The organism is uncultured Kriegella sp., assembly GCF_963975415.1.
GTDB lineage: Bacteria > Bacteroidota > Bacteroidia > Flavobacteriales > Flavobacteriaceae > Kriegella.
Window position 1 is genome coordinate 1 of sequence record NZ_CAXBGN010000023.1, and the last position, 1,908, is coordinate 1,908.

Consider the following 1,908-nt stretch of genomic DNA (forward strand, 5'->3'; position numbering starts at 1 on the left):
CTATTTTGGGGTAGTTCAATCGACCAATGGAACAACCCATAGGTATCCCATTCCCGTGGCCAGACCTCAAGGTATGGTCATGCGGGTTATTTCCGAAAAGCATATGAAGCTAATTGCGTTGGATGCGAAACCGGTAATGACCGATAGCCTCTTCCTAAAACTTTATCACCGGGGAAAGGATATTTATATGCTAAGGGCATTGATGAAAAATGGAAAGTTTAGCTATGCCTTCAAAAGCAGGGATTTGCCGAACGGAATTATAGGGGCAACGTTATACGATTCGGGGCATATGCCCATAGCCGAACGTCATTTCTACAATCATAGGCCCGAAGACAATCTGGATATAAAAGTTGAAATGGACAAAAACGAATATGAAGCACGTGATAGTGTAATCGTTCACATTCGTTCCACGAAAGGAAAACGACCTTTGCCAAGTTCTATATCATTAATGGCGGTAAACAAAGATTATTTTGAGCGGACAAACCTTACCCATGGAAATATTGTTTCCTATTTTATGTTGGAATCAGATATCAGGGGCGAAATCGAGGATCCCGCTTGTTATTTCAAGCATGAGGATCATTTAAAAGATCTGGATTATTTGATGCTTACCCAAGGTTGGTCGAATTATAAGTACGACAAGCCCAAAGAACCCAAGTTGATACAACCTGAAAAGGGACTCGGTCTAACGGGGTATGTTGAGGGAGTACAGAAGGTAAAAAGGAAAAAGCGTTTTCAAAATGACAGGTACGATTTGACATTGATGACTTTTGGAGAAAAAATAACAGTTTATAATCAAGAAGTCGATAGTACGGGATATTTTAATTTCAGTCTTGAAAATAGTTACGGAGATGGAAAAAAATTTGTGATACAACCCACTTCCTCCGGTAGAAAAAGTTCAAACTTTAAGGTCCATATCCATAAAAGAATAGTTCCCAAGATAGAGTATGAAACCGAATTGGTCATCGCTCCCGTTGATAGTATAATAGAAAAAACCGTAAGTGAGCGAATATCAAAAGATATAGCCCTCGACCCTTTTTTGTTGCCAAATACCATAGCCTTGAACGAGGTTGTCGTCAGTGACTACATTCTGACCGCAGAAAGGGAAGAAATGAACAAATTACATGGTATGCCAGATGTTGTCATAGACAACAAAGAGTTGATGGCCAAAGCGAAAAATTGGACAGGAAGCCTTTATTCATGGCTATTGTTCAACTACCCTGAAGAGCTTTCGGTGAGTAGGTTGGGGAATGGGACAGGGTACTTGTATGCCCGAGTCCACGGTGCCGGTTTTACATATATCTTAATTGATGGCATTCCCGTTGTGATCGACCATTTTAGCATTGTTCCCGATATACCGATTGCTGCTGTTAAAAGTGTCGAGATTATCAGAAACACAACAAGTGCCAACCGCTATTTTCGGGATACATTCCCCTCTGCCTCCGGTTTATTCCAGCCTCCACCGTTTCCAGCAATTTTGGCAATTTATACCTATTCGGGAAAAGGTCTTTTCGGAGCTTTTCCCAAAAGGTCCAATTTATTGCTCGACTCTGCCCCTGAGTTCTCCCCCATAAGGGAGTTTTATAGCCCTTCTTATGATGGGACCACTGATGATCCTGGTACGCCCGACTTAAGAAAATTGATACATTGGGAGCCAAATGTTGTTACGGATGCACAAGGCAATGCTACCATTAAGTTTTTTAATGGAGATATTTCGGGAAAGGTTTTGGTGATTTGTGAGGGTATCTCAATTATTGGAGATGGAATAATAGGTCAGAGTGAAACAACTTACGACATAGTTGAATAGGATTTAGCATTGAATTCCTAGTCGGATTTCAAAAAACCTCATTAAATGGTAATAGGGCCAAAACTAGTTGGTAAATTCATTCTTTATTTGAACTTTCAAATTTG

Annotated in this window: 1 protein-coding gene; it reads left to right on the plus strand. The window is 40.4% G+C overall.

Annotation, left to right across the window (positions count from 1 at the left end):
- Nucleotides 1–1,804: Plug domain-containing protein (locus AACZ88_RS23855; protein WP_339716288.1), on the plus strand; the 1,804-nt coding region annotated here is incomplete at its 5' end.
- Nucleotides 1,805–1,908 lie beyond the last annotated feature (104 nt).